Annotated in this window: 23 protein-coding genes; 8 read left to right on the top strand and 15 right to left on the bottom strand. The window is 69.0% G+C overall.

Going from position 1 to position 23169, the window contains the following annotated elements; all coding sequences use genetic code 11:
* Positions 1 to 43: 43 nt before the first annotated feature.
* The 5 genes from FHW84_RS04475 to FHW84_RS04455 form a co-directional block, all read right to left on the bottom strand.
* Entirely contained in the window at positions 44 to 1573 is a 1530-nt protein-coding gene (locus FHW84_RS04475) for a DHA2 family efflux MFS transporter permease subunit (protein WP_167252939.1), read from the bottom strand.
* A gap of 79 nt (positions 1574 to 1652) precedes the next feature.
* A complete protein-coding gene (locus tag FHW84_RS04470) occupies positions 1653 to 2840 on the bottom strand; it encodes an HlyD family efflux transporter periplasmic adaptor subunit (protein ID WP_167252938.1) in 1188 nt (395 codons plus the stop codon).
* Between the two features lie 12 nt (positions 2841 to 2852).
* Positions 2853 to 4337 (bottom strand): efflux transporter outer membrane subunit, encoded by a 1485-nt coding sequence (locus FHW84_RS04465; RefSeq protein WP_167252937.1) that lies wholly within the window; start codon positions 4335 to 4337, stop codon positions 2853 to 2855.
* Between the two features lie 29 nt (positions 4338 to 4366).
* A complete protein-coding gene (locus tag FHW84_RS04460) occupies positions 4367 to 4816 on the bottom strand; it encodes a MarR family transcriptional regulator (RefSeq protein ID WP_243867882.1) in 450 nt (149 codons plus the stop codon).
* Between the two features lie 75 nt (positions 4817 to 4891).
* A complete protein-coding gene (locus FHW84_RS04455) occupies positions 4892 to 5170 on the bottom strand; it encodes a hypothetical protein (RefSeq protein ID WP_167252936.1) in 279 nt (92 codons plus the stop codon).
* A gap of 181 nt (positions 5171 to 5351) precedes the next feature.
* Between FHW84_RS04455 and FHW84_RS04450 the strand changes: the two genes are divergently transcribed.
* The gene (locus FHW84_RS04450) at positions 5352 to 6173 is read left to right on the top strand and encodes a helix-turn-helix transcriptional regulator (RefSeq protein ID WP_167252935.1); all 822 of its coding nucleotides are present in this window, start codon (positions 5352 to 5354) and stop codon (positions 6171 to 6173) included.
* Positions 6174 to 6180: 7 nt separating this feature from the next.
* Here FHW84_RS04450 and FHW84_RS04445 read toward each other — a convergent pair whose 3' ends face one another.
* Positions 6181 to 6453 (bottom strand): 2-hydroxyacyl-CoA dehydratase, encoded by a 273-nt coding sequence (locus tag FHW84_RS04445; RefSeq protein ID WP_167252934.1) that lies wholly within the window; start codon positions 6451 to 6453, stop codon positions 6181 to 6183.
* Positions 6454 to 6849: 396 nt separating this feature from the next.
* Between FHW84_RS04445 and FHW84_RS04440 the strand changes: the two genes are divergently transcribed.
* Complete coding sequence (locus FHW84_RS04440; protein WP_167252933.1) at positions 6850 to 8436, top strand: MASE1 domain-containing protein; 1587 nt, start codon at positions 6850 to 6852, stop codon at positions 8434 to 8436.
* 78 nt (positions 8437 to 8514) lie between these two features.
* On the opposite strand, the gene FHW84_RS04435 is transcribed toward FHW84_RS04440, so the two are convergent.
* Together FHW84_RS04435 and FHW84_RS04430 are read right to left on the bottom strand one after the other, a co-directional pair.
* Positions 8515 to 8973 (bottom strand): hypothetical protein, encoded by a 459-nt coding sequence (locus tag FHW84_RS04435; protein WP_167252932.1) that lies wholly within the window; start codon positions 8971 to 8973, stop codon positions 8515 to 8517.
* A 122-nt stretch (positions 8974 to 9095) separates the two neighbouring features.
* On the bottom strand, positions 9096 to 11555 hold the full coding sequence (locus tag FHW84_RS04430) for a prolyl oligopeptidase family serine peptidase (protein WP_167252931.1): 2460 nt from the start codon (positions 11553 to 11555) through the stop codon (positions 9096 to 9098).
* A 299-nt stretch (positions 11556 to 11854) separates the two neighbouring features.
* Between FHW84_RS04430 and FHW84_RS04425 the strand changes: the two genes are divergently transcribed.
* The 4 genes from FHW84_RS04425 (at position 11855) to hemC (ending at position 15345) form a co-directional block, all read left to right on the top strand.
* On the top strand, positions 11855 to 12520 hold the full coding sequence (locus tag FHW84_RS04425) for an alpha/beta fold hydrolase (RefSeq protein WP_167252930.1): 666 nt from the start codon (positions 11855 to 11857) through the stop codon (positions 12518 to 12520).
* A 52-nt stretch (positions 12521 to 12572) separates the two neighbouring features.
* The gene (locus tag FHW84_RS04420) at positions 12573 to 13646 is read left to right on the top strand and encodes a histidine kinase (RefSeq protein ID WP_167252929.1); all 1074 of its coding nucleotides are present in this window, start codon (positions 12573 to 12575) and stop codon (positions 13644 to 13646) included.
* Entirely contained in the window at positions 13624 to 14328 is a 705-nt protein-coding gene (locus FHW84_RS04415; protein WP_167252928.1) for a LytTR family DNA-binding domain-containing protein, read from the top strand. The genes FHW84_RS04420 and FHW84_RS04415 overlap by 23 nt, the downstream gene beginning before the upstream one ends.
* Positions 14329 to 14424: 96 nt before the next feature.
* Positions 14425 to 15345, top strand: coding sequence for a hydroxymethylbilane synthase (gene hemC, locus FHW84_RS04410; protein WP_167252927.1), 921 nt, complete (start codon positions 14425 to 14427; stop codon positions 15343 to 15345).
* Positions 15346 to 15409: 64 nt separating this feature from the next.
* Here hemC and FHW84_RS04405 read toward each other — a convergent pair whose 3' ends face one another.
* Both FHW84_RS04405 and FHW84_RS04400 read right to left on the bottom strand, forming a co-directional pair.
* Positions 15410 to 16243, bottom strand: a complete 834-nt coding sequence (locus FHW84_RS04405; RefSeq protein ID WP_167252926.1) for a DUF481 domain-containing protein — start codon at positions 16241 to 16243, stop codon at positions 15410 to 15412.
* Positions 16244 to 16358: 115 nt separating this feature from the next.
* Positions 16359 to 17111 (bottom strand): hypothetical protein, encoded by a 753-nt coding sequence (locus FHW84_RS04400; RefSeq protein ID WP_167252925.1) that lies wholly within the window; start codon positions 17109 to 17111, stop codon positions 16359 to 16361.
* A 247-nt stretch (positions 17112 to 17358) separates the two neighbouring features.
* Between FHW84_RS04400 and FHW84_RS04395 the strand changes: the two genes are divergently transcribed.
* Positions 17359 to 18342 (top strand): YafY family protein, encoded by a 984-nt coding sequence (locus FHW84_RS04395; RefSeq protein ID WP_167252924.1) that lies wholly within the window; start codon positions 17359 to 17361, stop codon positions 18340 to 18342.
* A gap of 34 nt (positions 18343 to 18376) precedes the next feature.
* Positions 18377 to 19363 (top strand): patatin-like phospholipase family protein, encoded by a 987-nt coding sequence (locus tag FHW84_RS04390; RefSeq protein ID WP_167252923.1) that lies wholly within the window; start codon positions 18377 to 18379, stop codon positions 19361 to 19363.
* Here FHW84_RS04390 and FHW84_RS04385 read toward each other — a convergent pair.
* The 5 genes from FHW84_RS04385 to rsmG form a co-directional block, all read right to left on the bottom strand.
* A complete protein-coding gene (locus FHW84_RS04385) occupies positions 19341 to 19715 on the bottom strand; it encodes a DUF488 family protein (protein WP_167252922.1) in 375 nt (124 codons plus the stop codon). The two genes, FHW84_RS04390 and FHW84_RS04385, sit on opposite strands and share 23 nt — an antisense overlap.
* Positions 19716 to 19805: 90 nt before the next feature.
* Complete coding sequence (locus FHW84_RS04380) at positions 19806 to 20522, bottom strand: glycosyltransferase (RefSeq protein ID WP_167252921.1); 717 nt, start codon at positions 20520 to 20522, stop codon at positions 19806 to 19808.
* 149 nt (positions 20523 to 20671) lie between these two features.
* Positions 20672 to 21538, bottom strand: coding sequence for a ParB/RepB/Spo0J family partition protein (locus FHW84_RS04375; protein ID WP_167252920.1), 867 nt, complete (start codon positions 21536 to 21538; stop codon positions 20672 to 20674).
* Between the two features lie 2 nt (positions 21539 to 21540).
* Positions 21541 to 22398 (bottom strand): ParA family protein, encoded by an 858-nt coding sequence (locus FHW84_RS04370; protein WP_167252919.1) that lies wholly within the window; start codon positions 22396 to 22398, stop codon positions 21541 to 21543.
* Positions 22399 to 22486: 88 nt separating this feature from the next.
* Positions 22487 to 23116 carry a 16S rRNA (guanine(527)-N(7))-methyltransferase RsmG gene (gene rsmG / locus FHW84_RS04365; protein WP_167252918.1) on the bottom strand — a complete coding sequence of 210 codons (630 nt, stop codon included), beginning with the start codon at positions 23114 to 23116 and terminating at the stop codon, positions 22487 to 22489.
* Between the last annotated feature and the right edge of the window lie 53 nt (positions 23117 to 23169).

Here is a 23169-nt window from a genome sequence, read left to right as displayed (position 1 = left end):
GCAACGGCCCCGAACGGGGCCGTTGTTTTTTTCTCCGGAGCGGTCAGTGCCCACCGCCCGCGGCGGGCCCGGCCTTGGCCGTGAATGGCGGCCTGGTCATCCAGACCACGGCGACCAGGCTGACGAAGATCCAGCCCAGCACGTGGAACACCTCGTTGAAGGAGATCTGGTAAGCCTGCTGGGTGATCATCTGGTTGACCACGGCCGCCGCCGTCTGCGGGTCGCCGCCGCCGAGCTGGCCCAGCGCCTGCGTCGCGGTGGGGTCGTACGGCGTGATGTGCTCGCTCAGATGGGCGTGGTGCACCACCGCGCGGCGGTCCCACATGAACGTGGTCAGCGAAGCCGAGAAGCTCGCCCCCAGCGTACGCAGGAAGGTGGCCAAGCCGCCGCCCGCGGCGATCTCGTGCGGCTGCAGGTCGGACAGCAGGATGGTGGTGACCGGCATGAAGAACAGCGCCACGCCCAGGCCCTGCAGCAACTGCACGCCGGCGATGTGCATGAAGTCGATGTCCAGGAAGAAGTCCGAGCGCAGGAAGCTGGTGGTGCCCATCACCAGGAACGAGATCGAGGCCACCAGGCGCAGGTCGAAGCGCGTGGAGTACTTGCCCACCACGAAGGTCAGCAGCACCGGCAGGATGCCCAGCGGCGCGCTGGCGAAGCCCGCCCACGTCGACGTGTAACCCAGGTTGCGCTGCATCCACTGCGGCACCAGCAGGCCGATCGCGAAGAACGCCGCATAGGCCAGCACCAGCGAGAGCGTGCCCATGCGGAAGTTGCGGTGGCGGAACAGGCGCAGGTCGACGATCGGTTCCTTGTCGGTGAGCTCCCAGATCAGGAACACCAGGATGCCCAGCAGCGCGACGATGCTGGTCACCACGATGAAGGTGGAATTGAACCAGTCCTCGTCGTTGCCCTTGTCCAGCACAATCTGCAGCGCGCCCACGCCAATGATCAGGGTGATCAGGCCGACGTAGTCCATCTTCGGCCGCGTGGTCACGTCCTTGCGCTCCTTCATCTGCGCGCCGATGACGAAGCTGGCGAAGATGCCGATCGGCACGTTGATGAAGAAGATCCACGGCCACGAATAGTTGTCGGTGATCCAGCCGCCCAGGATGGGGCCTGCGATCGGCGCCACCACCGTCACCATCGCCAGCAAGGCCAGCGCCATGCCGCGCTTCGCCGGTGGATAGATCGAGATCAGCAGCGCCTGCGTCACCGGATACATCGGCCCGGCCACCGCGCCCTGGATGGCGCGGAACAGGATCAGCATGCCCATGCTCTGCGCGATGCCGCACAGGAACGAGGCCAGCGAGAACAGCAGGGTGGACCAGATGAACATCTTCACCTCGCCGAAGCGGCGGGTGAGGAAGCCGGTGAGCGGCAGCGAGATGGCCATGCTCACCGCGAACGAGGTGATCACCCAGGTGCTCTGGTTCACGCTCACGCCGAGGTTGCCGGCGATGGTCGGCAGCGACACGTTGGCGATGGTGGTGTCCAGCACCTGCATGAAGGTCGCCAACGACAGGCCGACCGTGGTCAGCGCCATGTTGGGGGGACGGAATTGTGTGCTCATGGGATAGGCGTGCCGGAGGGCGTGGGGGAGAGAAGGCCGGCAGCGGCGGGTTCCCGCGGGGAAACCCGCCGCCGGCGGCTTACTTCTGGCCGGCCATGTTGGCGTGGATGATCTGGCCGATCGCGCTGTCGGCTTCGGCCATCTGTTTGGCGTAGACGTCGGTGTTGAAGGCCGGCTGGGTCGGCGCCTGCCTGGCCAGCATTGGGCCGGTCTGGTCGTGCAGGTTCACTTCCACGTCGGTGGACAGGCCGATGCGCAGCGGGTGTTCGTCGAGCTGCTTCGGATCGTCGAAGAACACGCGCACCGGCACGCGCTGCACGATCTTGATCCAGTTGCCGGTGGCGTTCTGCGCCGGCAGCAGCGAGAACGCGCTGCCCGTGCCCACGCCCAGGCTCTGCACATGCGCCTTGTAGGTGACCTTGCCGCCGTACACGTCGGCGCGGATCTCCACCGGCTGGCCGATGCGCATGTGGGTGAGCTGGGTTTCCTTGAAGTTGGCGTCGATCCACACCTGGTGCAGCGGCACCACCGCCATCAGCGGCGCGCCGGTCGCAACGCGCTGGCCCAGCTGCACCGAACGCTTGGCGACGTAGCCGTCGACCGGCGCCACGATGGTGGTGCGCAGGTTGTCCAGGTAAGCCGCGCGCAGCTTGGCGGCGGCGGCCTGCACGTCCGGATGCGAAGCGACCACGGTGTCGTCGACCAGCACCTTGCTGGTTTCCAGCTGCTGCTGCGCGGTGATCAGGCCGCTTTCGGCGGTGGTGAGGGTGTCCTGCGCGTGCGACAGCTCCTCGGCCGAGATGGCGCCGGACTTGGCCAGGTCGCGGCGGCGGTTGAAGTCGGCGCGCGCCTTGTCGACCGCCACCTTGCGCGCGGCGACGTCGGCCTGCGCGCCGGAGACATTGCTGTACAGGCCGCGCACGTGGCGCACGGTGCTGGCCAGGCTGGCCTTGGCTTCGGCCAGGGCGACTTCGGTGTTGCTGGGATCGAGCTTCACCAGCACGTCGCCGGCATGCACCAGGTCGCCGTCGTCGGCGCCGATGGTGACCACGGTGCCGGGCACCTGCGGGGTGATCTGCACCACGTTGCCGTTGACGTAGGCGTCGTCGGTGCCTTCGTACCAGCGGCCGTCGAGGAAGTACCACGCGGTCCAGCCGGCGGCGGCAAGGATCACGGCCACGCCGAGCAGGCGCAGCAGCAGGCCGCGGCGGTTCTTCGGGGGCTGGGGAGCGGCGTTGTCGGCCGCGAGCGGAGTTTGGCTAGACATGGCGAAAAGCCTTCAGAGAGAGCGTGCGGAAACGGAGGAAGAAGACGCGGCGGAAGCCGGCGCGGAGGCGACGTCATGCGCCTCGCCCTGCGGACGGAAGCCGCCGCCGAGCGCCTGGATCAGCTGCACCGAAAGATCGACCTGCTGCGACTGCAGCGCGGCCATGCGCTGCTGCGCCTGCAACAGCTGCTGGCGCACGATCAGTGCCTCCAGGTAGTTGCCGATGCCGGCCTTGTAGCGCTGGTCGGAGAGCTGCCAGGCCTGGGTGGCGGCGTCGAGCGCGCGCTGCTGCGCGTCGATCTGGCGCTGCGCGGACTGCAGCGCGTTGTAGTCGTCCGACACTTCATTGGTGGCGGCGACCAGGGTCTGGTTGTACTGCGCCACCGCCAGGTCGTACTGCGCGTCCTTGCCGGCAAGGTTCGCGCGCAGGCGGCCGCCGTCGAAGATCGGCAGGCTGATCGACGGCGCCAGCTCGTAGAAGCGGTTGCGCAGGCTGAAGAGATTGCCGCCGCCCAGGTTCAGCACGCCGGCCATGGCGCCGATGCTGACGTTGGGCATGAACTCGCTCTTGGCGACCTTGATGTCCTTGCCGGCCGCCTCGACGCGCCAGCGCGCGGCGACCAGGTCGGCGCGGTGGCCGATCAGGTCCACCGGCAGGTTGCCGGGCACCCGCAGGGCGGCGGGCTTCAGGGCTTGCGGGCGCTGGATGTCCAGGCCGCGGTCCGGACCCTTGCCCAGCAGCACCGACAGGGCCGAGCGCGCCGCATCGATGGAGCGGTCGGCCGCGGCCTGCTGCTGTTCGGCGGAAGCAACTTCGGTATCGGCCTGCTTGAGCTGCAGCTGGTTGTCGATGCCGGCGCTGACGCGCTGGCGGGTGAGGTCGCGGGCGCGGTTGGCGCGTTCCAGTTCGGCCTTGGCCACGTCCTGCTGCGCATAGGCGTAGCCGAGCTGGGTGTAGGCGCGGGCCACGTTGGTGGACAGCTGGATGCGCGCGGCCTGGCGGTCGATCTCCGCGGCGCGCGCCTCGCCCAGCGCGGCTTCCCAGGCGGCGCGCTTGCCACCCCACAGGTCCAGGCCCCAGTTGAAGCTGGCATAGCCGTACTTGGCCCAGGCGAAATGGCCTTCCGGCGCGATCAGCCCGTCAGGCAGGCGCGCGCCAGCGATGCTGGCGCCCGCGTTCACGGTGGGGCCGCGCGCGGCATCGGCCGCGCCGACGGTGGCCTGGGCCTGCCGGGCGCGCGCATCGGCGGCGGCCAGGCTGGGGTTGTCGCGCAGCGCTTCGCCGATCAGCGCATCGAGCTGGCTGTCGCCCAGGGCGCTCCACCAGTCCTGCTGCGGCCAGGCCGCCGGCGAGACCTCGATGCCCTGGAGGCTGCGCTCGCTCTTGAGCGCGGAAGCTTCCGCGAGCGTGCCGGACGGATGCAGGCCGCCGCTGCTGACGCAGCCGGCCAAGGCCAGGCTCAGTCCGATCGCCGCCGCCGTGATGTGCAGACGCATGGTCGTAAGTCCAGAAGTGAAGTGGTGGATCAGTGCCTGTCGCGCAGTGCGTGCAGCACGCGCGTGAGGTAGTCGCGCAACTGCTGCCGCTCGGTCTCGTCCAGCGATACCTGGGCGGCTTTCACGACGCGGTCGTTGCAGTTGATGAGTTCCTGCGTCATCGCCTGGCCTTCGTCGGTCAGCTCGATGCGCAGGGCGCGCCGGTCTTGCTCATGCGGGCGCCGGCGCAGGTAGCCCTTGCCTTCGAGCTGGTCGAGCTGGCGGGTCATGGCGCCGCCGTCCAGCTCGATCGAGCGGGCCAGTTCGCCCGCCGTCATCGGCCCCAGCGCGGACAGCCGCTTGAGGATCAGGAACTGGGTGAAGCGCAGCTCGATGCCCCGGGCGGCCAGTTCGGTCTCCATGGCGCGGACGATTTCCGTGCGCACGGCGGCCAGCAGCATGCCGATGCTTTCCTGCATGGGGGGGTTGGCGGGATTCATAGCCGCGCATTCTATTGCCGCTCAAATATTTGTCAAGGCAAATATATGACAAGCATATTCTGCCTTCGCAAATATTCAGGCTGCCGCCAGCGGCCGCGGCCGCGACGGGACCTGCGCACGCCGCGCTGCCAGCTCGTCGGCGACCATGGCGGCCAGGGCCGGGTCGCGGATGGCGAACAGGTCGAACAGGCCCAGCGCCTGCAGGGCCGGCAAGGCGTCCAGCAGTTTCGGTTCCACCTGGCGGCGCAGGCTTTCGGGGGTAAGCGGGTCGAGCATCAATTGGGCGCTGACCACGAAACGGGTCAGAACCTCGGCGGCGTCCATCGGAATGGACGGCGAGTCTTGGGCTGACATGCCAGTCTCCTTCAGGAAGTTTTCCAGTAGGACGTCCGCGGAGGCTTGGGCGTGACCGCGCGTGGCGAGGGGACGTCGCGCCCGGGGTAGGCGCAGTACGTAAGCCTAGGCGGAGGCCTTAATGGCCTGATATCGTCAGAGGGACAATTTGTATCTAGAACCGGTCATTCGATATATCGCCATGTCCGACACCCCGCACGGCTCCATCGAACATTTCCATTGGCTGGAAAGCGCCGAAGGCCCCGACCTGATCGCCTACGTGCTCAACGGCGAGGGCAAGAACAAGGCCTTCCACACCGTGGAATCGGACTGGCACAGCCACGTGCGCGGCCAGTTCTTCTACCTGGAAAGAGGCCTGATCAGCGTACGCACCGCCTACGGCGCCTGGACCCTGCCCCCGCACCGCGTAGGCTGGCTGCCGCCGGGGGAGCTGCACACCGTGCGCGTCGCCGAGGCCACCCAGGGCTGGGGCGTCTACGTCGCGCCCAACGCCTCGGCAGGCTTGCCCGGGCGCACCTGCGTGCTCAACGGCAACGAGCTGATGCGCGCCCTGGTGCTGCGCGCGGCGACCTGGTCGCCGATGCAGCCGCTGGTGGAGGAGCAGGAACGCCTGCTCGCCGTGCTGATGGACGAAATGCGCCGCGCCCCGGAAGAACCGCTGCACCTGGTGCTGCCCAGCGACCGCCGCCTGCTGCGCATCGCCCACGCGGTGCTCGAACACCCGGACGACGTGCGCACGCTGGAGGAATGGGCCGACTGGGCGGGGCTTTCGCCACGCACGGTGACGCGCCTGTTCCGCTACGAAACCGGCAGCAGCTTCGCCCAGTGGCGCCAGCAGGCGCGGCTGGCCCGCGCGCTGGAACGCTTGGCGTCGGGCGAGGCGGTGGCCAGCGTGGCCGACGCGCTGGGCTATGCCAGCGTCAGCGCCTTCGTGGCGATGTTCCGGCGCAGTTTCGGGCTGTCGCCCGGGCGCTATTTCGATACGCAGGCGGTGATCGCCTGAACGGCCTTCAGGAGGCGCTTTTCGGCTTGCGGCCGCGTTTGGGCTTGGCGTCCCTGGCGGCGATCAGCCCCTGGATATAGCCGACGCCGTCCGGTTCGGGAAAGAACGCGACCACGTCGGCCACCGAGAGGTCGTAGCGCTTGCGCAGCTCGAGAAATTCCTCGCGCGCGCGGGCCATGCGCGTAGCGCCGCTAGGCTTGCCTGCATCCGCTTCCTGCTTCTGATCGAGCGCGGCGAGCTCTTCCTGGAAGCGCCGGTATGCGTCTTTGGGGATGGTCATCGAAGGCGGGGAGGTCGACCGGAGCGGACATTGTGGCACGAGGCCCCGGCCCGCCGTAGCGGCATAAAGGCTGAAAGTTTCACGTAAGTGAACGGCAACGTCCTATCCTTGGCGCCGCTTCGACTGTCCATTTGCGACGAGATCGGCGATAAGTCGCGGCCGCCCGCAGTACAAACGGGCGTCGTTCCGGCGGACGGGAGGGTCGCGTCCGGAGCTTTAAGGGAAAGCGGAACTCAAGGCCATCCACGCGGCGTCCGTTAACGTTACCGGCCATGTGGAATCCTTCACTATGGTTTCACGGCTACCGCTGTCCCATTCGATAATTTGCTGTATCCGCAGGCGGCCGCCTTCACATTTGTCGAAGCCGATCGCTCTAACAAGCTCAGGGGAGCCGGGATGCAATCGAGAGCTGTGGAGAATCCTCTGCTACGCCATGGAGCGGCGGCGCTGCTTTACGCCTTGGGTTTCGTATTGCTGCGCCAGGTCTCTTTTTCGTATTGGGTACTGTTCGCCGGTTATCGCCTGACCGTCCTGCTGCTGGTGCCGCGGCGCTACTGGCCCGCGCTCGCCGTGGGCGAACTCGGCCCGCTCGGCTATACCGCGTGGCTGTGCATGGACGATTTCGGCGGTACCTGGTCGGCCATCATGATGGTGCCGCCGATCGCGCTGGCCATGCCGGTGGTGCATCTGTGCCGCGAGCGCTGGCAGCTGTTCCAGGGCCGCCACCACGTGCGCATCAGCATCCTGCTGCTGTGTGCGCTGGCCTGTTCGCTGGTGTGGACTCTGGCCAACCTGGCCGCCGTCTCGGTGTCGATCAAGCCGGCCGGCTATCCGCCCATGGATTACCCGCTGCTGGCCGGCCGCTGGCTGATCGGCAACTACCTCGGCGTGCTGACCGTGGCGCCGCTGGCGCTGATGATCCGCGAGGTATGGCAGCTCACCTCGGCGCATGAGCGCTGGACGCGCCTGATGGACAGCCGCCTGTTCCTGGAAAGCGCGCTCGGCCTGCTGCCGGTGCTGATGCTGCTGGCCTGGATCGGCGGCGGCGGCATGGGCGAGCAGGCGCGCCAGGTGGCGCGCATGAGCATGTTCATCCCGGTGGTGTTCCTGGCCCTGCGCCATGGCTGGTACGGCGTCGCCATCGGCGGAACCATGGCCAGCACGGCAGTGGTGTTCACCATGCCGGCGGCGTTCGATCCCGGCACCATGCAGGCGGAAGTGCTGATCGCCTTCACCATCTCCACCATGATGATGTTCGGCGCGCGCATCTCGGTGCTCAACCGGCGCGACCTGCAGGAGCGCCTCGACGCACGCCAGACCCTGGCCCTCGCGCAGCGCACGCTGTTCCTCGGCGAACTGCGCATGCGCCAGACCGCGATGGCGATCGAGCAGGTGCGCGGCAGCATCCAGCAGACCAGCAACCTGATGCTGGAGCGCCTGCGCTACACCGTGCCCACGTCCGAAGAACGCCAGTACCGCCTGCAGACGGCGTTGAACCAGGACCAGCTGTTCCGCCTGGCCGACAACCTCCATCCGGTGAGCTGGCGCCAGCGCGGGCTGCCGGCCGCGCTGCGCGAAGGCGCCGTGGCCCGCACCCTGGAAGCGGCCGGCGTGCGCTACACCTGCGACATCGAAGGCCGCGGCCTGAGCCAGCTCTCGCCCGGCATCCACCTGGTGCTGTACCGGACCATCGGCGAGATCGCCGGCAGCCTGTGCGGCGACCGCGACATCAGCGGCATCCACGTGCGCCTGCGCGGCGGTGTATTCGACGGCCGCCGCTGGGTGGTGATGCGCATCGACGGCCTGCGCGACGAAGTGGCCGCCCGCGCCGTGCGCTGGGGCGAGCTGATGCAGGGCCTGGCCACCACCAGCACCGGGCTGGAGGCGATCCGCGACCAGGTCGCGCTGTTCGAGGGCCAGGTGCGCGAGCGCCGCGTCGCCCATGGCAACCGCATCAGCCTGATCCTGCACAACCCGGAATAAGCAGCAACGCCGGGCGGCATGAAAAAAAGGGCGCGCCGGAAGGCGCGCCCTTTTTGTTGGTCCGCCGGCCCCCGCCGCTTATTGGACGTGGGTGCTGCACTCCACCGGATCGCTGCAGGTGGTGCTGTCGGCGGCGAAGGCCGAATGGCCGTTGGCGAGCGGCTGCACGGTCACGCGCACGTCGTTGTCGCGGTACACCGTTTCGCCGGTCTGGCCGGTGGCGGCGGTGGTCAGCGCCGAGGCGTTCGGGCCGGCCGAGACGGTTTCGGCATCCGAGCCGATCGGCAGCACCAGGAACTGGCCGTTGGCGGCGGCGAAGGCGCCGCGCACCCTGCCGTTGAGGTCGTTGACCTGGATGTAGCGCACGCCGTCCTTGATGAAGACGTAGACGTGCCAGCGCGGGCTGGAGCTGACGTCGGTGGCGTTGGGCCAGGACTGACCCAGGCCGGTGGCCGGGAACTGGCGGGCCATGGCCGAGGTGGAAACCGCCAGGGCGGCGAACAGGCCTGCCCGAAACAGACTACGTGCACTCAGCATAACGGCCCTTCCTATAGGTCCTTGGCGCGAACCGCGGCACTCTATCAGTGAAATCCGTGATGAATATGTGAGCAGTCAGGCCAAAAACAGGGTCCGGCCCGACTGCCACATGAATGCCCCGATCAGCGCCCCGCCGCAGTTTCCTGCGTTCGCACCGGCTTGACGTAGGCGTCGAAAAGTTCGTCGATCCGGCGGTACTCGTCGTACCAGGAATCCGGCTGCACGAAGCCGTGCCGTTCCATCGGATACAGCGACATCCAGAAGTTGCGCTTGTGCAGCTCGATGAAGCGCTGGTACAGCCGGATCGAATCGCTGGCCAGCACGTTGTCGTCGACCAGGCCGTGCTGGATCAGCAGCGCATCCTGCAGCTTGTCAGCGTATTCGATCGGCGAACTGGCCGTGTAGGCCTCCGGGTCCAGCTGCGGATCGTTGAGGATGTTCGAGGTGTATTCGTGGTTGTAGCTGGACCAGTCGCTCACCGGCCGCAGCGCCGCGCCCGCGGCGAACTCGCCCGGCGCGCGCAGCAGCGCCATCAGGGTCATGAAGCCGCCGTAGCTGCCGCCGTAGATGCCCACGCGGCGCGGATCCACGCCATGTTCCTTGACCAGCCAGGCCTTGCCGTCGAGCAGGTCTTCCAGTTCCGGATGGCCCATCTGGCGGTAGATCGCATCGCGCCAGTCGCGGCCGTAGCCTTCGGACGCGCGGTAATCCATGTCCAGCACCACGTAGCCCTGCTGCACCAGGAGGTTGTGGAACATCTGCTCGCGGAAATAGTTGGACCAGCTCAGCGTGACGTTCTGCAGATAACCCGCACCGTGCACGAAGATCACCGCCGGCTTCGACGCCGCGGCCGCTTCATCGGCCGGCCCGTAATACTTCGCCCAGATGGTGCCGGCGCCGTGCGACGAAGCCACGCCCACGATCTTCGGCGCGATCCACGCGCGCTGCGCGAAGGCCGGCTTCATGGTCTGGGTCAGCTCGCGCGGCGTGCCGCCGGCGCTGTCCTGCACCGCCAGCTGCGGCAGCACGTAAGGCGCCGAATGCAGCACCGCCAGCTGGCGGCCATCGGGCGAGAGCACGAAGTCGTCCGTGCCCTGGTGCTGGGTGAGCCGCGCCAGCGTGCCGCCTTGTGCCGGCACGCGGTACACGTCATAGCTGTACGGCGCGACCTGATTGCTGCGCAGATAGAACCACTGGCCGTCCTCGCTCAGCACCGGGTGGCTCAGTTCGAACTTGCCACTGGTAAGCGCATGCGCCTTGCCGCCGAGGCTCTTGGCGTACAACTGCGAATAGCCGGTTTCCTCGCTCAGATACCACAGCGTGCGGCCGTCCTTGAGCCAGCCGAAATCGTTGAAGTTCCAGTTGATCCAGGCGCGGTCGGTGAGGCGGTGCTGATTCACCAGCGCGTGCTTGTCGAAATCGACGCTGGCGATCCAGCGGTCCTTGTTGTCGATCGCGCGCAGCTGGATGGCGAGGTTGCCGCCGTCGTCGCTCCACGCGATGCCGCCGCCACCGCCGTCGTCCGCATCGGAAATGATGCGCACGGCGCGCTGCTCCGGCGCCTTCAGCGCCTTGGCCTCGTCGCTGCGGCCGGCCTTGTTCAAGTCGGCGATCGCCCTGGCGCGCAGCTCCTTCAGCGGATCGTCCTTGATGCCCGGCAGCACGCCGGCATCCAGCGGATAGCTCTTGCGCGCGCGCAGGTCGACCAGCAGCAGCGACTGCGGGACCGGATCGCGGCGGCCTACATAAGTGCGCGTGGACTGCTGTTCGGCGTAGCCGGATTCGGTCACGTAATGCGTCAGTTCCGGCGTCTTGCCGCCGGCATCCTTGGGCTGGGTGACCACCAGCATCCAGCGTCCGTCCGGCGACAGCTCGGCATCGACCAGTTCGCCCACGTCGCCCAGCCAGATCGGGCGCGGCGCGCGGCCGGGATCGGCGGCGGCGAGCGTTTCCTCGTTTGCGCGCGCCGCATCCTTGTCGGCCTTGGCCGCGCGCAGCGCCTTGAACAGGCGCAGCTGGTCGCGGCCCAGCGCATCGGGCTGCTTGCCGCGCGGATCCTCGCCCACGTTGAGCACGGCCGCGGGCGACGCGACACCCGCGGCGATGTCATAGACGAACCACTGCTTGCCCTGGCGGTACTGCAGGCTGCGGCCGTCGCTGGAGAAACGCGGCGAGGTTTCGGTCTCCGGCGTGCGGGTGACCTGCACGCGCTTGCCGGTGCCCGCTTCCACCAGGAACACGTCGCCGTGCAATACGAATGCGGCCTGCTTGTGCTGGCGATCGAACACCGCCGGGCCATCGGCCTGCGCCAGCGCTTCCGGGCCCAGCTTTTCGCTGCGGCCGCTGGCCACGTCGATGCGGTAGCGGTCGCGCAGCTTGCTGCCGTCGCGCTTGAGCGAGTAGTACAGGCTGCGTCCGTCGACGCTCCAGTACGGCGCTTCCACCGCGGCGCCGATCCAGTCCGGGCTGGCCATGATGGTTTCGAGGTCGAGCGTGCCCGCTGGGCTGGCGGCCGGCGTGTCGGCGAACAGGGCGGGGCTGGCCGCCAGGGCGGCGAGGGCCGCGAGAAGCATCCGGCGCATGGGCGCGCTCCACTGCAAAAACGCCGGAGCATAACCAAGACGGCTCCGCCCGCAAGCGCCATGGGTCCTGTATCCGGCAGGTGAAGGCGCAACGTAGTCTGCTGCAGCCGAGCCCCACACGCGCCGCCAGGAGGCACCATGCGTCAGCCGCACCGCCCGCATCCCCGACCGCGGCGGGCGGTTTTGCATGCACGGGCCATCGCGTCCGCTTCGCGTAAGCGATTGCGTGCATCGTGCGTTTGATGGCTCCCCGGCCACCCGGACCGCTCCGCCCCCTCCCCCTTGCGTAAGCCTCCTGCATGTCCCTGCCTACCGTCGAGCACGAAACCGCCACCCGGCTGACCCATAGCGTGATCTGGCTGCACGGCCTGGGCGCGGACGGCCATGACTTCGAACCGATCGTGCCGGAGCTGGTGGCGCAGGAATGGCCCGGGCTGCGCTTCGTGTTTCCGCATGCGCCGGTACGCCCGGTCACCTTGAACGGCGGCATGCCGATGCGCGCCTGGTACGACATCGCCGGGGTCGACCTCACCTCGCGCCAGGACGAAACCGGCATGCGCGCCTCGATCGAAGCCGTGCAGAAGCTGATCGCGCGCGAGAACGAACGCGGCGTGCCGGACGAGCGCATCGTGCTGGCCGGCTTCTCGCAGGGCGGCGCCATCGCGCTGGCCGGCGGCCTGCGCCATCCGCGCCGGCTGGCCGGCATCGTGGCGCTGTCCACGTATCTGCCGATGCAGTCCTCGTTCGAGGCCGAGCGCAGCGCGGCCAATGCCGCCACGCCGGTCTTCTGGGGCCACGGCACCGCCGACCCGATCGTGCCGCTGACCCGCGGCGTGCATTCGCGCGACGTGCTGCAAGGCCTGGGCTATCCGGTGGAATGGCATACCTATGCGATGCCGCATTCGGTCTGCGCCGAGGAGATCGCCCACCTGCGTGCCTGGATGACCCAGCGCCTCACCGGCTGAGCGCGCGCCAGGACACGGCTGCGGCCGATGCGCTTGGGCATACTGTGCGTCCATGCGCCAACCCGCCGCCAAACGCCTCGCCCAGGCCGGTCTCGAACCGAGCCCGCTGCCGGATTTCTGCAGCGCGCCGGCGCTGTTCGCACTGCTGGTGGTGGCCGCGCTCACCGTCACCGTGATGCTGCTGGCGCCGGAAAGCAGCCGCGGCTGGCGCGGCTACAGCGTGGGCATGCTGTTCGCCGAGTGGATCGCCATGCTCACCGGCGTGGCGCTGTGCAAGCTGCGCCCCGCACTGGAAAAACTGCACGGCCTGCTGCCGTATGCGGCGGTGTGGCTGATCATGCTGCTGATCGTGGCGCTGACCAGCGTGCTGGCCGCATGGATGGACGGCGCGCTGCACATGGGCCTGATCCGCGGCGACGACGCGTTCGAATTCGTGCGCGACAACAGCGCCATCGCCGCCCTGCTCGGTGCCGCGATGCTGCGCTACTTCTACGTGCTGGCGCAGTGGCAGGCGCGCCTGGCCGCGGTGGCGCGGGCCCAGGTGGAAGCGCTGCAGGCGCGCATCCGGCCGCACTTTCTTTTCAACAGCATGAATACGGTGGCCGCGCTGATCCGCGTCGATCCGCGCGCGGCCGAACGCACGGTGGAAGATCTCTCCGAACTGTTCCGCGCCGCGCTGGGCCGCCACGACACGCGCGACGGCACGCTGGACGAGGAACTGGCCCTGATCGAACGCTACCTCGCCATCGAGCAGCTGCGGCTGGGGCCGCGCCTGCGCATCCGGCGCGAACTGGACGGCCTGCCCGGCGCGTTTCCGCTGCCGCATCTGCTGCTGCAGCCGCTGGTGGAGAACGCCGTGCGCCACGGCATCCAGCCGCTGCGCGAAGGCGGCGAGGTGATCCTGCGCGGGCGGCGGCTGCAGCGCGCGATCGAGATCGAAATCGACAACCCCTTGCCCGACACGCCCGCCCGCGGCGGCAACGGCCACGGCCTGGCGAATGTGCGCCAGCGCGTGGCCTACCGCTACGGCCCGCGTGCGGAAGTGAGCGCCGGCCCGCTGGGCGGACGCTTCGTGGTGCGCCTGCTGCTACCGGAAGACAACGATGCGCGTACTGATCGCCGATGACGAACCGCTGGCGCGGGCCCGCCTCGCCGCGCTGCTGGACGAATGCGGCGAGGCGGTGGAAATCGCCGGCAGCGTCGGCGACGGCGACGCCGCGCTGGCCGCCATCGCCGAGACCCAGCCGGACCTGCTGCTGCTGGACATCAACATGCCCGGCCTCGACGGCGTCACCCTGGCCAGCCGCCTGGCCGGCAAGGAGCGTCCGCAGGTGGTGTTCTGCACGGCGTACGAGAACCACGCGCTGCAGGCCTTCGAACTGGGCGCGGTGGACTACCTGCTCAAGCCCGTCAGGCTGGAACGCCTGCGCGAGGCGCTGCAGCGCGCGCGCCAGCGGCTGGCCGCGCTGCCGCGCGAGACCAGCTACCTGTTCGGCCGCCTGCGCGGCGAACAGGTGCGCATCGCGCTGGACGAAGTGGTGTGCCTGCTGGCCGAGGAGAAATACGTGGTGGTGCAGCACCGCGGCGGCCAGCTGCTGCTGGAAGAGTCGCTGCGCCAGCTGGAAGAGGCCTATCCGGACCAGCTGATCCGCCTGCATCGCAACTGCCTGGTGCCGCCGCAGCGCCTGCTCGGCTTGAAGACCCTGGCCGACGGCCGTGTGCTGGCGCGGCTGGGCGGTACCGAACTCACGCCCGAGGTGAGCCGGCGCAACCTGCCGGCGGTGCGCAAGCTGCTGCGCATGGGCTGAGGCCGGGTGCGGCGGCGCGGCGCGCATGGCGGACTGCGGGACGAGCGCGGTTTACGCGACAATGGCGCCCCTTCCGCCCGGAATGAAGAAACTCCCATGACGCCATCGATCCTGCGCATCGCCACCCGCAAGAGCGCGCTCGCGCTATGGCAGGCCGAGCATGTGGCGGCGGAACTGCGCAACGCGCATCCGGGCCTGATGGTGGAACTGGTGCCGATGACCACGCGCGGCGACGAGATCCAGGACCGCTCGCTCGCCACCATCGGCGGCAAGGGCCTGTTCCTCAAGGAACTCGAAGTGGCCATGCAGGAAGGGCGCGCGGACCTGGCGGTACATTCGCTGAAAGATGTGCCGTCCGAGCTGGAACCGGGCTTCACCCTGCCGGCCGTGCTGCCGCGCGCGGACGCCGCCGACGCCTTCATCAGCAACGACTACGCCGACCTCGCCGCGCTGCCGCTGGGCGCGCGCGTGGGCACCTCCTCGCTGCGGCGCCAGGCGCTGCTGCGCTCGCTGCGCCCGGACCTCACCCTGCTGGACCTGCGCGGCAACGTGGGCACGCGCCTGGGCAAGCTCGATGCCGGCCATTACGACGCGATCCTGCTGGCCTGCGCCGGCCTGGAACGCCTAGGTCTCGCCGAGCGCATCCGCGGCCGCCTCGCCGCGCCCGACTGGCTGCCCGCGCCGGGCCAGGCCGCCATCGCCATCGAAGCGCGCAGCGACCAGCCCGCCACCTTGGCCCTGCTGGCCGCGCTGGACGACGAGCACACGCGCATCGCGGTGGACGCCGAGCGGGCCATGAACCAGGCCCTGGGCGGCAGCTGCACGGTGCCGGTCGGCGCCTGGTGCGTGGTCACCGAGCGCGGCCTGCACCTGAGCGGCCTGGTCGGCGACGTGGCCAGCGGCCGCCTGCTGCGTGCGGAAGCCGAAGGCGGCAGCGACGAAGCGCAGGCGCTGGGCCGGCGCGTGGCCGGCGCCTTGTTCGCGCAAGGCGCCTCGGCCTTTCTCGGCGAACACTGAGAGAACCCCGAAATAAAAACGGCCCCGCCAGGCGGGGCCGCCGAAAGCGCGTGCGGGTGACGGCTCAGAAGTTGTAGACCAGGTTGGTCGTCATCAGCGTGTCGGTGTTCTTGGTGCCCGGCTGCACGTCGCTGTTGTAGCGCACCTGGTAGCCCACCTTCAGCGCCATCTTCTTGGTCATGCTGACCGAGAGGCCGATGTCGTTCTGGTAGTACTGGTTCTTGGAACCCGCTTCCAGCAGCAGCGTGTCTTCCACCGCGGTGTTGGCGGTGAGGCGGTACTTGTAGTTGACCAGGCCGCGGCCGACCGCTTCGCTCTGCGTGTCCTGGCGCTGCTTCACGTCCACGCCGTCGACCTGCACGGTGCGGTCGGCCGGGCGGTAGCGCTTGTAACCGGGGCCGGCTTCGAAGGAGAGCTCGGTGCGGTCGGTCTTCAGCGCGATGTAGCCATAGCCGATCGACACGATGCCCTGCCAGATGTTGGCGCCGAAGTCGTCATGCTCGTAGCGCAGCGCGCCCACGATGTAGCTGCGCGGGTCCAGCTTGTAGCCGACCGAGGCGCCGGTGTCGTAGCGGTTGGCGGTGGTGCTGAAGCGGTCGATGGTGTTGCCGGCCGAGTCCTGCACCTGGACTTCGCCCTTGGAGCGCATGCCGTTGAGGAAGAAGTTGTTCTTCCACAGCTCGTTTTCCTGGTTCAGGCCGAGCTTGGCGTTGACGTTTTCGGTGCGCGAGTTGCCGTGCGCGGAAGCGAAGCCGAATTCGCCGGAACCGCTCCAGCCGCCGTTGGCGCCCGGATTGCTGTTGCTGGCCGGGTCGGCCGGAGGCGCCGCATCCTGGGCGTGGGCGGTGAGGCTGACCAGGCTGGCCAGCAGGGCGCTGGTGATTAGGGCTTTTCTCATCGGGGCGAGATCCGTCTTGTTTGTTAAACGATTGTAATCGGGTGAAACCTTAGCGGAATGGCTTGAACTTGCTGTGAATACGCTGGCATTGGTTGCGAATAGCGCCGAAAGTCCATCATGTGGAATGGAAAACGCCACCATCATGACTGGACAGCCTGCCGCATAAACGAGGTTCAACGCTTTTGCCGACCAGGCAGCTGACCGCCGCCAGCAGGAGCAGCAGCCCGCTGGACTCCGGCCGCTGGGCCAGCACGATCAGGCAGGGAATCAGGTAGACCAGGGCCAGGAACAGCAGCCGGCCGGGCCAGCCGCGCGAGCGCACCGCGCCGTCGCGCCACCAGAACATTCCGCCGACCAGCAGCGCCAGCAGCTGCAGCGCGAAGATCCATGGCACCGAATGGATCGGCTGGTCGCCGTCCTGCGCGGCCAGGCACAGCCACAGCCACAAACCGCCGGCATAGCTGGCCGAGACCAGGCGGGCGAAGATCCGCGCGCGGCCTTCCTGCGCATCCTCGGACAAGGCGTCGATCAGGCAGGCCAGGGCGCCCAGCGCCAGCGCCGCCGCGGCCAGGCGGGTGGCCCAGAAGAGGTTGTCCCCGCGTACCAGCCCCGCCACGCCCAGCATCGGCAGGTAAGCCGCCAGGGCCAGCATGGCCTTGGCGGTGGGCCGGCTGCCGCGCCCGAAGCGCCAGCCGAGCCAGCCCGGTACCCGCGGCAGGCGCAGTAAGGCGGCCAGCGGCGCGAAGCTCACCAGGATGCCGCCCAGGGCCAGCGGCACCAGCGCGTCGCCGCGCCCGGCCGGATATACGCCCAGCGCCAGCGCCGCGCCCAGCAACAGCCACAGGCCGTAGCCGCTGCTCGCCAGCACCCGCAAAGCCCTGCTCGGCAGGCTCGGGGACGGCGCAGCAACGGTGGCGGGTGCGGATGTGCGGTGGGGGAACGTGGGGTCGCCGGGCATCTCGGCTCGCTCTGCATCCTCGGATGGGCCAGGGAGCCTCCGGAGTCTAGGCGATTTTCACGCCGCGATGGGCGCCGCGCATGTCAGACTCTGCGTACTTGCGACCGCCATGGGCGATGCGCATGCTAGGCGAATCTACGCGTCACCTTCCTGGGCCATGGACCGCTACGAGCGCATTCTCACCCTGCACCGGCTGCTGAAGTCGGCGCACTATCCGGTACCGCTCCCCCGCCTGATGGACGAGCTGGAGTGCTCGCGCGCGACGCTTTACCGCGACGTGGCCTTCCTGCGCGACGCCCTGGGCGCCCCGATCGAAAGCGCTGGCGGCGAGCACGCCGCGTTCCGCTATGCGGCCGGCGAAGGCCAACGCTTCGAACTGCCGGGCCTGTGGCTCACCTCGGACGAACTGGCCGCGCTGCTGGCGCTGAACGAGCTGATCGGCCGCAGCGGGCCGGGCGTGCTGGCCGGCGCGCTGGCGCCGTTCAAGGCACGCATCGAACACCTGCTGTCCGACCAGGGCAGCGGCAAGGCGCTGCCAATCGAGCGCATCCGCGTGATCGCCTGGGGCGAGCGCAAGCTCGACCAGCAGGTGTTCCGCATCGTGGCCGGCGCGGTGCTGGAGCGGAAGCAGCTGCGCTTCCGCTACCGCGCGCGCACCACCAATGCCGACAGCAAGCGCACCGTCTCGCCGCAGCGCCTGACCCACTACCGCGACAACTGGTACCTGGACGTGTGGGACCACGACCGCGAGGCGCTGCGCAGCTTCGCCGTGGACCGCATCGCCGAGCCGCTGGCGCTGGACATGCCGGCGCGCGACGTGGCCGAGGCCGAACTCAACGACATGCTCGCCTCCAGCTACGGCATCTTCGCCGGCAAGCCCAAGGCCTGGGCCACCATCCGCTTCTCGCAGCATGCGGCGCGCTGGGTGGCGGACGAGCACTGGCATTCGCAGCAGAAGGGCATGTGGCTGCCCGACGGCCGCTACGAACTGCAGGTGCCGTATTCCAACTCCAAGGAGTTGCTGATGGACGTGCTCAAGTACGGCCCGGATGCCGAAGTGGTCGCGCCGCTGTCGCTGCGCGAAGAGCTGAAGATCCAGCTGCAGCTGGCCTTGACCGGCTACCAGCAGGCGCCGCGTTGAGCGCCGTCCGGCCGGGCGCTTCCGCCGCATCCGCATGAGCAGTCCGCTCCCCGTCGACGCCGCAACCGCCGCGGCCGCGCGCAAGCCCACCGTGGCGCTGGCGCTGGGCGCGGGCGGCGCGAAAGGGCTGGCGCATATCGGCGCGATCGAGGAGATCGAGCGCCACGGCTACCAGATCGTCGCCATCGCCGGCACCTCGATGGGCGCGCTGATCGGCGGCATCTATGCGATGGGCAAGCTGGAGGCCTACCGCGACTGGGTGTCGGCGCTGGCCAGGATGGACGTGCTCAAGCTGGTCGACTGGACCTTCTCCGGCGGCGGCCTGATCAAGGGCGAGCGCATCATCGGCACCTTGCGCGAGCTGATCGGCGATGCGCGGATCGAGGATCTGCCGCTGGCCTATACCGCCGTCGCCACCGACCTGGACCGCGAGCGCGAGATCTGGCTCACCCGCGGCTCGCTGTTCGACGCCATCCGCGCCTCCATCGCGATTCCCACCATCTTCCGCCCGCAGCTGCTGGACGGCCGGCGGCTGGTCGACGGCGGCCTGCTCAATCCAGTGCCGGTGACGCCGCTGATCCGCGAACCGGCCGATTACATGTTCGCGGTGAGCGTGGACGGCGCGATCGAAGCGGCCAAGCCCGAAGTGGCGCACGAACACCCGGTGGAAGCGCAGAACGGCTACCGCCACCGCATCGGCGAATTCATCGGCCGGCTGATGCCGCACGGCGAAGCGAAGGACGCCGAGGCAGCGCGTCCGCGCGATCCCGGCATGCTCGACCTGCTGGCGCAGTCGATGGACCTGATGCAGGCCAACCTGGCGCGGCTGCGCCTGGCGGCGTATGCGCCGGACCTGCTGATCCAGCTGCCGCGCAATATCTCCATGGCCTACGAGTTCTACCGGGCGCGCGAACTGATCGAGCTGGGCCGCGAGCGCGCCAACACCGTGCTGAGCGAATGGAAGCCGCCGCACCACCGCTTCGTCGGCGACGCCGGCCTCAATGCGGACCGTGGCCCTTGAGCCAGGCTTCGAGATACGCCTTCAGCGCCACCGCATTGTTGTGTTCCTCGTCCTTGGCGCCGTAGACCAGGGTGACGCGGCGATGCGCCGCTTCGCGCACCAGTTCGCGCCAGTGCTCGGTGCGGGTCTTGCCGTCCAGCTCGGTGGCGTAGCGGTGGCGGAAGGTGTCCCAGCGCGAAGGGTCGTGGCCGAACCAGCGGCGCAGCGACACCGAGGGCGCCAGTTCCTTGGCCCACATGTCCAGGGCGGCCTCGTCCTTGTTCAGGCCGCGCGGCCACAGGCGATCGACCAGCACGCGCTTGCCGTCGCTCTTGGCGGTGGGCTCGTAGACGCGCTTGATCGCAATGCTCATGGCAGTGGCCCGGGCGGAGGGAACCGGTCCACGAGCATACGCCGACCGTGCGCGCGGAACACGTCCGGGCGCACGTAAGGAACGTAAGGCTTACAGCTCTTCGACGCGGGTGACCTTGCCCCGGCGCATCAGCCAGGCCACGCCGCGCAGATCCGCGATGCCCACCCACAGGCGGTCGAGCATGCCGTACTTGGACGTGCCCGCGGTGCGCGGACGATGGCCGACCGGCACGCTCTGGCTCTGGAAGCCGGCACGCTTGACCAGGGCCGGCAGGTAGCGGTGCATGTGGTCGAAGTAGGGCAGGCGCAGGAACACTTCGCGTTCGAACAGCTTCAGGCCGCAGCCGGTGTCCGGCGTGGCGTCGCGCAGCATGCGCGAGCGCACCGCGTTGGCGATCTTCGAGGAGATGCGCTTGTTAAAGCTGTCGCGGCGCGTGGTGCGCCAGCCGGCGAGCAGGCGCACGTCCTGCGGAGCCTGGTCGCGCGCGGCGAGCAGCTTGGGGATGTCGGCCGGATCGTTCTGGCCGTCGCCGTCCAGCGTGGCGATCCACGGCGAACGGGCTGCGCGCACGCCGTTCCACACCGCGGTGCTCTGCCCGCTGCGGGTGAGGTGGCGCACGATGCGCAGTTCGGGGTACTTGGCCTTCTCCGCCGCCAGCACCGCCACGCTGTCGTCGCTGGAATCGTCATCCACGTAGACGACTTCGAACTCGACCTTGCCGCGCAGGGCGGCGGCGATTTCGGCGAGCAGCGGCGGGATGTTGTCGCGCTCGTTGAACACCGGCACGACCACGGACAGTTGCGGCATGAGAGGCAGCCTTTAGCTCTTGCGGAAAGGAGGGCGCGCGGCGCCCGGGGCGCATTCTAGTGCGTAGGGGAGTTGGCGGCGAGCCGAGGCGCCGCGCCAGGACGTGCAGGGCCGCTGAGCGAGGCCACGGTGGGCCTCGCCGCCGGGTTTCAGCGGATCTTGCCGAGGATCCCTTCCAGCTCGTCGTTGCTGTGGTAGTGGATCACCAGCTTGCCGCGGCCGCCGCGGCCGTGGGCCACTTCCACGCGGGTGGCGAAGCGCTCGGCCAGCTCGCGCTCCAGGGCGTCGACGTTGGGGTCGCGCGCGGCGGCGCTCTTGGCCTTGCCCTTGGGCGCGGTCTGCGCGCGGCGCGCGGCTTCTTCCAGCTCGCGCACGCTCCAGCCGTGGCGCGCCGCTTCCAGCGCCAGGCCCTCGGCGTCATGCTGGGGCAGGGTGAGCAGGCAGCGGGCGTGGCCCATCTCCAGCTTGCCTTCATCGAGCAGGCGCTTGATGGAGTTGGGCAGCTCGGTGAGGCGCAGCAGGTTCGATACCGCGGCGCGCGAGCGGCCGACGGCTTCGGCGGCCTGCTGGTGGGTAAGGTCGAAGTCGTCGATCAGGCGCTTGAGCGCGTCCGCTTCTTCCAGCGGGGTGAGGTCCTGGCGCTGGATGTTCTCGATCAGCGCCATCGCCGGCACGGCCACTTCGGGCACGTCCTTCACCAGCGCGGGCAGCTCGCTCAGCTGCGCGCGCTGCGCCGCGCGCCAGCGGCGCTCGCCGGCGATCAGCTCGTAGCTGTTCTTGCCGATCTCGCGCACCACCACCGGCTGGATCAGGCCCTGCGCCTTGATCGAGGCGGCCAGCTCGTCCAGCGCCTCGTCGTTCCAGTGCCGGCGCGGCTGGTATTTGCCGGGCTGGATGTACTGGATGGGCAGGGTGCGCAGCTCGCCTTCCTGCTCGATCACCGAAGGGGTGTCGTCACCGCCGCCCAGCAGGGCGTCAAGCCCGCGTCCGAGGCCTCGTTTCTTCGCTGCGGCCATGCTTACTCCTGGTGAATGCCGGCGGCGGCGTCGAACGCCGTTTCGCTGCTGTCGTCGTGCGGCACGGGGGCCGCTTCGGCGGCGGCGCCGGCGGCCAGGCCGCGTTCGCGCCGGATGATCTCGCCGGCCAGGCCGATATAGGCGATGGCGCCGCGCGAGCTGCGGTCGTAGAGATGGATCGGCTGGCCGTGGCTGGGCGCCTCGGCCAGGCGCACGTTGCGCGGGATGATCGAGCGCAGCACCTTGTCGCCGAAATGCGTGGTGAGCTGCGCGGAGACTTCGTTGCCCAGGTTGTTGCGCACGTCGTACATGGTGCGCAGCAGGCCTTCGATCTCCAGCTGCGGATTCAGTCGCTGGCGCACCGCTTTCACGGTATCGAGCAGGCTGGACAGGCCTTCCAGCGCGAAGTATTCGCACTGCACCGGAATCAGCAGCCCGTCCGCCGCGGCCAGCGCGTTGAGCGTGAGCAGGTGCAGGGTGGGCGGGCAGTCGACCAGGATGGTGTGGTACTTGTCGCCGATCTTGGCCAGCTGCTCCTTCAGGCGCATCTCGCGGGCGATCGCGTCCATCAGCTTCAATTCGGCGGCCGTGAGGTCGCCGTTGCCGGGCAGCAGGTCGTAATGCGCTTCGGTGGTGACGATGGCGCGTTCGATCGGCGCTTCGTCCAGCAGCACCTCGCAGCCGTTGGGCTTGGCCACGCGCTTGTCCACGCCGGACGCCATGGTGGCGTTGCCCTGCGGATCGAGGTCGACCAGCAGCACCTTGCGCTTGGCGGCGGCGAGCGCCGCGGCAAGGTTGACGGCGGTGGTGGTCTTGCCGACGCCGCCCTTCTGGTTGGCGACAGCGATGATGCGAGCCATGGTGTCGTCGATGCCGTGAACGTGGGAAAAGAGGGCTAGGTTACCATCGGAACCCCGGCCCGGCAGGGCTTCGCGGCTGCCGGCACGCTCAGGTCCGGCCAAGCACCACGAGGTGACGCTCCGCGTCCAAACCGGGCACGTTGAGCCCATGCGTGCCGCGCAGCGCGAAGCCGGCGGGAATGCCTGGGAATTCCTCGTCCGGCCGCTTGCCCTTCATGGCCAGCCAGATTCCTTCCGGCCCCAGCAAGTGGCCGCCCCAGCCCAGCATGTCGGCCAGGGTGGCGAAGGCGCGGGCGGTGACGCAGTCGAACTGGCCTTGCACGTCTTCCACCCGCGACTGCTCGGCGCGCACGCCTTCCAGCTTCAGCGCGCGGATCGCCTCGCGCAGGAAGCGGACCTTCTTGCCGTTGGAATCCACCAGCAGGATCTCCCGCCCCGGCGCGGCGATCGCCAGCACGATGCCGGGCAGGCCGGGGCCGGTGCCGAGGTCCGCCAGGGTCCGGCCCTGCACGTAGGGCAGGATCGCCAGCGAATCGAGCAGGTGGCGGGTGACCATCTCGGCCGGATCGCGGATGGCGGTGAGGTTGTAGGTGCCGTTCCAGCGTTCGAGCAGGGCCTGGTAATCCAGCAGGCGCTGCACCGCGCCCTCCGGCAGGCTCAGGCCGAGCGCGGCGATGCCTCGTTCCAGCTGGGTCTGCAAGGCGGCGCGGTCGGCCATGGACGGGATCCTGCGTGGCGAAAAGGGCGGCAGTATCCGGGCGCGCGGCCCGC

Origin of the sequence: Dyella sp. SG562, assembly GCF_011759495.1 — a bacterium.
In the GTDB taxonomy this organism is placed as follows: domain Bacteria; phylum Pseudomonadota; class Gammaproteobacteria; order Xanthomonadales; family Rhodanobacteraceae; genus Dyella_D; species Dyella_D marensis.
Note: the sequence above shows the minus strand (reverse complement) of the source record. Positions and strands in the feature narration are given on the sequence as shown.